This window comes from Streptomyces sp. NPDC059456, from assembly GCF_042750055.1.
GTDB lineage: Bacteria > Actinomycetota > Actinomycetes > Streptomycetales > Streptomycetaceae > Streptomyces.
The window spans coordinates 4,040-10,079 of sequence record NZ_JBHYVA010000279.1 but is presented as its reverse complement, the minus strand read 5'-3'; the positions used below and the strand labels follow the sequence as shown (position 1 = coordinate 10,079).

The following is a 6,040-nucleotide window of genomic DNA, read 5'->3' as shown; positions in this document are numbered from 1 at the left end:
GCCCACCGTAGTCTCCGGCTCCCCGGGGCTCTACGCGGTGACCGGCCTGGTCATCGGCAGGCTCACCGAGATCACCGCCCAGGACGCGTACGAGCGGGGGCAGGGCATCGCCTACGTCACCCCCGTGCAGGTACTGCGGGAGGTCCGGCCCGGCCTGGCCGAGCAGGAGGTGTGCCCCTACCAGGGGCTGGAGGCGTTCACGGCGGACGAGGTCCGGTGGTTCCAGGGCCGGACGGAAGCCGTGCGCCAGGTGCTGGCGAACCTGGCGCAGCAGCAGCGGCTGACCCTGCTGCTGGGGCCCTCCGGCTCGGGCAAGTCCTCCCTCGTCGAAGCCGGGGTACTGCCCGCCCTGGCGGCGGGCGAACTCCCGGGCAGCGACCGGTGGCTGCCGGTCCTCACCCGGCCCCGGGAGGACCTGCTGGTCGAGATCGAGCGCGCCGGCCTGCCCGGGACCACCACACTCGGTATCGCCGCGGCCGTCACCCGCAAGCTCCAGGCCGAACCCTCCTACCAGCGCGTCGTCCTGGTCGTCGACCAGTTCGAGGAGCTCCTCGCCCAGTCCGCCCCCGGCCCGCAGCACGAGCGCAGGCTGGCGGCCACGAACCAGATCACCGCGGCGGTGCAATCACAGGCCGAACTCAGCGTCATCCTGATCATGCGAGACGACTTCTACCCCCAGCTGGCCGCCCTGGCCCGCATGCTGGAGGCGGCGATGCCGGGTCTGCTCAACGTGCCGAGTGCACTGAGCCAGCAGGACCTGCACGACATCATCACGCTGCCCGCCCAGGACATGGGGGCCCGGTTCGAGCACGGTCTGCCCGAGCAGATCATCAACGACGTCCTGGCCATCACTCCGGAGCAGGGCGCCGCCCGCCAGGCACCCGTCACGGTGCTGCCCCTGCTGGAGCTGACCCTCAGCCAGCTGTGGCAGCGGCGCCAGGACGGGTTCCTCACCCACGACGCGTACCGCCGGATCGGGGGCGTCACCGGCAGCCTGACCACGTTCTGCGACACGGCCCTCAACCAGCTGCCCGCTGAACACCGGCCCATCGCCCAGCGGATCCTGACCTCCCTGGTGCGGCCGGCGGACGTCGCCCACCATATCCCCGCCATCCGCGCTCAGGTCCCGCTGTACGAGCTGCGCGAGCTGGCAGCGGACCCGAGCGCCCCGCGTGACGGGGGCGAGGCCTTCGACCAGGTGCTGGCGTCCCTCACCCACCACCGCATCATCACGACGCACACACCCCTCACTCCCGGCAGCCCCGAGGTCCCGGCCGGGCCGCCCGTCGCCGAGCTGATCCACGACGCACTCATCCAGGACTGGGGAACGCTGCGCGAGTGGGTCAGCCAGGACCACCGTTTCCGGGAGTGGTTCGAGCACACCCGTGAACGGCGCGCCCGCTGGGTGGAAGGCAGCAACCCGGGAGACCTGCTCGCGGGAACGGCCCTCGCGGAAGGCGTCGAATGGTCGCACCAGCGGCACCTGCCCGGCGACATCGCGGCCTTCCTCACCGCGAGCCAGGAGCGCCAGCAGGCCGTCATAAGGCGCAGCAGACGCCTCAACATGATCCTGGCCACGCTGCTCGCCCTCGCGCTCGTGGCCGTGGGCGGGACCATCTGGCAGTGGCGGACGGCCGAGGCAAGGGGCGACGCGGCGTCGTCACGGCAACTCGCCGCCAAGGCCGGTGCGCTGATGAGCACCAACCCCGACGTGGCCTCGTTGCTGGCCATCCAGGCCTACCGCACCAGCCCGACCCCCGAGTCCGTCGAAGGCGTGCACGACGCGGCAGCCCTTCCGCTGCGCCTGCGCCTGCGGGGTCACGCGGGCACGCAGTGGTCGGTGGCGTTCAGCCCTGATGGGAAGACCGTTGCCGGCGCCGGTGCCGAGGGCACCGTGGTGTTGTGGGACGCGGCCGTCGGCAAGGTCCTCCGCACCCTGAGGGGTGGTCCCAGGGAGCAGGTGAACGCGGTGGCGCTCAGCCGGGTCGGGCACACCCTGGCCGTCGGCAGCGCGGACTCCTCGGTGCTGTTGTGGGATCTCGACAAGCCGGGCGGGAAGCCCCGCATCCTGACGGGGCATGGCGACGCGGTGACCTCCGTGGCGTTCACCGCGAACGGGCACACCCTCGCCACGGGAAGCCTCGACAAAACGGTGCGGCTGTGGGACGTGCACTCGGGCACGTGGGTCAAGACCCTGTCCGGTGACACCGGCGCGGTGAGCGCCGTGGCGTTCAGTCCCGACGGGAGCAAGGTCGCCACGGGGAGCTATGACGACAACATGGCCCGGCTGTGGGACGTGAAGGCCGGTACGACCCGCTTCGATCTGGCCAAGCACACCGGCACGGTCTTCTCGGTGGCGTTCAGTCCCGACGGGCGCACCCTCGCCACGGGCAGCGACGACAACACGGTGATGCTGTGGAACACGGCCGACGGCACGTACAGTGCCACGCTGCCCGACCACACCGACTCGGTGAATGCGGTGGCGTTCAGCCCTGACAAGCGCACCCTGGCCACCGGCAGCGCCGACAACACGGTGCGCTTGTGGGACGTTCCCACGGCCACGTCCCGCGCCATGCTCACCGGGCACACCGACACGGTGGAGTCCGTGGCGTTCAGTCCTGACGGACACACCCTTGCCACCGGCAGCAAAGACACCACCGTGCGCATCTGGGACGTGGACACCGGTCAGAACCGCGCCCCGCTGAGCGGCCACACCGACGGGGTGCAGTCGGTGGCGTTCAGCTCCAAGAAGGGCGTTCTCGCCACTGGCAGCATCGACGATACGGCGCGTCTGTGGGATGTGGCCAAAGGCAAAACTCTACACGTCCTGAAGGGCCACACCGGGGCGGTGAACGTGGTGGCGTTCAGTCCCGACGGCAGCACCCTGGCCACCGGCAGCGACGACCACACGGTGCGTTTGTGGGATGTGGCCACAGGCGAGATGCGCCCCCCGCTGAGGGGCCATGCCGACACGGTGGCATCCGTGGCGTTCAGCCCCGACGGGCTCACCCTCGCCACCGGCGGCCGTGACGCCAAAGTGCTGCTGTGGGACCTGGGCACTCGCAAGGTCCGTGACACGTTCGAGGACACCGACGAGATGTCGGTGGGCTCGATGGCCTTCAGCCCCGACGGGGACACGCTCGCCGTCGCCAGCACCGACAGCGCCGTGCGGCTGTGGAACGTACACACCCACGCCCTGCAGAAGCTGACCGGCCACGACGGACCGGTGTATTCGGTGGTGTTCCGCCCCCAGGGGGACATCCTCGCCACCGGCAGTGACGACAGCACCGTGCTGCTCTGGAACGTGAAGACGCGCAAGGTCCGCGCCACGCTCACCGGCCACACCGACGCGGTGTACGGAGTGGCGTTCAGCCCGGACGGGCGGACGCTCGCCACCAGCAGTGCCGATACGAAGGTGCGGCTGTGGGACGTGGGCAGCGGCAAGACCCTGGTCACGTACGCCAACCCCGCCGGAGAGGCGACGGCGGTGGCGTTCAGCCCCGACGGGCGGGTCATCGCCGTCGGCAGCGGCGACATGTCGGTGCGGTTGTGGAACGCCGCCCTTCCCTCGCCCGAGGCCGCGGTTCAGGAGATCTGTCACGCCGTTGGCCGTGACCTCACCGCCAAGGAACGGGCGGCGTACCTCCAGGACGGACAGGGAGGCCGCGTGTGCCCGTCCCCCTGATGCCGCCTCGCGCACGGCACTGAGCCGGCGCACCTGAGCACGGCCCGTCCCGTAACCCGGGACGGGCCGTGCGGCGTTCCGGGGGGAGGGGCAGGGGGCCGACAGGGGGCGGACAAGGGTTTTCCCCGTATCGGGTTCATCCCCCCGTTGCCTACTGTCTGCCCACCGGCGATCTCTCCCGACCCGAACGGACCCCGCACCAACCCCACATGGTGTGAATCCGTGCGGCCGGGGCGATCGCCCGCACCGCCGTTGTCCCAGCCCCGCCGAAGCGGCCGGGACGGCGCGGCGAGCAGCGGCGGCCGGGACGGGCATGACCAACCCGTCCCCGGCCCCGTAGCCGCCGGTTCACCTCCCACACAGCTCCAACCGCCCGCTCCGGCATGCCCGGAAACGGCCCGCGAAAGGGAACACCGTGCACGCAACGAGACGCAGGCTCATATCCGTGGTGGCGATGTCCGTCACCCTGCTCGCCGGCTCAGCCACCGCTTCCGTGGCACTGGCCGGCTCGGAGCCCGCTCCGGCCCCCGCCGCCTCCACCCTCCCGGCCGCCGGCGCCCCCGCGACCTCCGCCGCCGCGCCCGTGCAGAACCTGATCGTCGGCTACAAAACTTCGGCGACCGAGGCCAGTTCCAACGAGGCCGCCGCCGACGACGCCGCCGCCAAGGGGAAGAAGGCCGGCAAGAAGGCGAAGTTCGACCGCCGCCTCGGCACCGGCGCCGCCCTCGTCAACCTGGGTGGTGCGACCGCCCCGGCCGACGCGGCGGACGTGATGGCCCAGTTCCGTGCCGACCCGGACGTCGCGTACGTCGAGCCGGACGCCCGCGCGTACGCGATGGCCACCCCGGACGACACCGAGTACGCCAAGCAGTGGGACCTCTTCGAGCCCACCGGCGGCATGAACGTTCCGGCGGCCTGGGACAAGACCACCGGTTCCGGCGTCACCGTCGCCGTGATCGACACCGGCTACGTGGCCCACTCCGACGTGGCGCCCAACATCGTCGCCGGCTACGACTTCATCTCCGACGCCTCCGCCGCCCGTGACGGCAACGGCCGTGACAACAACCCGGCCGACCAGGGCGACTGGAGCGCGGCCGGCGAGTGCGGCACCGGCTCCACCGCCAGCGGCTCCTCCTGGCACGGCACCCACGTCGCGGGCACCATCGCCGCCGCCACCAACAACGCCAAGGGCGTCGCGGGCATCGCGTACAACGCGAAGATCCAGCCCGTCCGCGTGCTCGGCAAGTGCGGCGGCACCACCGCCGACATCGTCGACGCCATCACCTGGGCCTCCGGCGGCACCGTCGCGGGCGTCCCGGCGAACGCCACCCCCGCCAAGGTCATCAACATGAGCCTCGGCGGCTCCGGCGCCTGCACCACCAGCTACCAGAACGCGATCAACGCGGCCGTCGCCCGCGGCACCACGGTCGTGGTCGCCGCCGGCAACAGCAACGCGGACGCGGCCGGCTTCTCGCCCGCCAGCTGCAACAACGTGGTCTCCGTGGCCGCCACCAACCGCACCGGCGACCGCTCCTTCTACTCCAACTACGGCGCCAAGGTCGACGTCGCCGCGCCGGGCGGTGAGACCCGCCGCGCCACCGACACGCCCGGCACCGTCACCACCCCCGAGAACGGCATCCTCTCCACGCTGAACAGCGGCACCACCACCCCGGGCTCCGAGATCTACAAGCCCTACCAGGGCACCAGCATGGCCGCCCCGCACGTCGCGGGCCTCGCCGCCCTCGTCGTCGCCGCCAAGCCCTCGCTGACCCCGGCGCAGGTCGAGGCCGCCATCAAGGCCAACGCCCGCCCGCTCCCCGGCACCTGCACCGGCGGCTGCGGCACCGGCATCGCCGACGCCGCCGCGACCATCAACGCCGTGACCTCGACCACCCCCACGACGGGCTTCGAGAACACCGCGGACGTGAACATCCTCGACAACACCACCGTCGAGAGCCCGATCACGGTCAGCGGAGTCGCGGGCAACGCCCCGTCGGCCCTCAAGGTCAACGTGGACATCAAGCACACCTACATCGGTGACCTGAAGGTCGACCTGGTGGCCCCGGACGGCAGCGTCTACACGCTGCACAACCGGGCCGGCGGCAGCACCGACAACATCAACCAGCAGTACACCGTGAACGCCTCCTCCGAGGTCGCCAACGGCACCTGGAAGCTCCGCGTCAACGACAACGCCGGCGGCGACACCGGCTACATCGACGCCTGGAGCCTCGCCTTCTGAGCGCCCGATAGTACGGACCATTGAGTCCCGCGGGGCGGGGGGGTGAGCCCCGACCCGCCCCGGCCCCGCCCGGTGCCCCCCCGCCCCGCTCAATATTGGGAGATAAAATGTTCACA

General features: G+C 71.4%; 2 protein-coding genes. Both read left to right on the top strand.

Annotated features, from left to right (window positions below):
- The coding region (locus ACFXA3_RS23165) for a hypothetical protein (protein ID WP_385189542.1) at positions 1 to 3,685 on the top strand (3,685 nt) is incomplete at its 5' end.
- Between the two features lie 454 nt (positions 3,686 to 4,139).
- Positions 4,140 to 5,924: a S8 family serine peptidase gene (locus ACFXA3_RS23160; protein ID WP_385189546.1), complete on the top strand. Its 1,785-nt coding sequence runs from the start codon at positions 4,140 to 4,142 to the stop codon at positions 5,922 to 5,924.
- Positions 5,925 to 6,040: the final 116 nt, after the last annotated feature.

Coding starts and splice junctions, on each gene's coding strand:
- ACFXA3_RS23160 (WP_385189546.1), top strand. CDS start 4,140: ATGTCCGTCACCCTGCTCGCCGGCTCAGCCACCGCTTCCGTGGCACTG.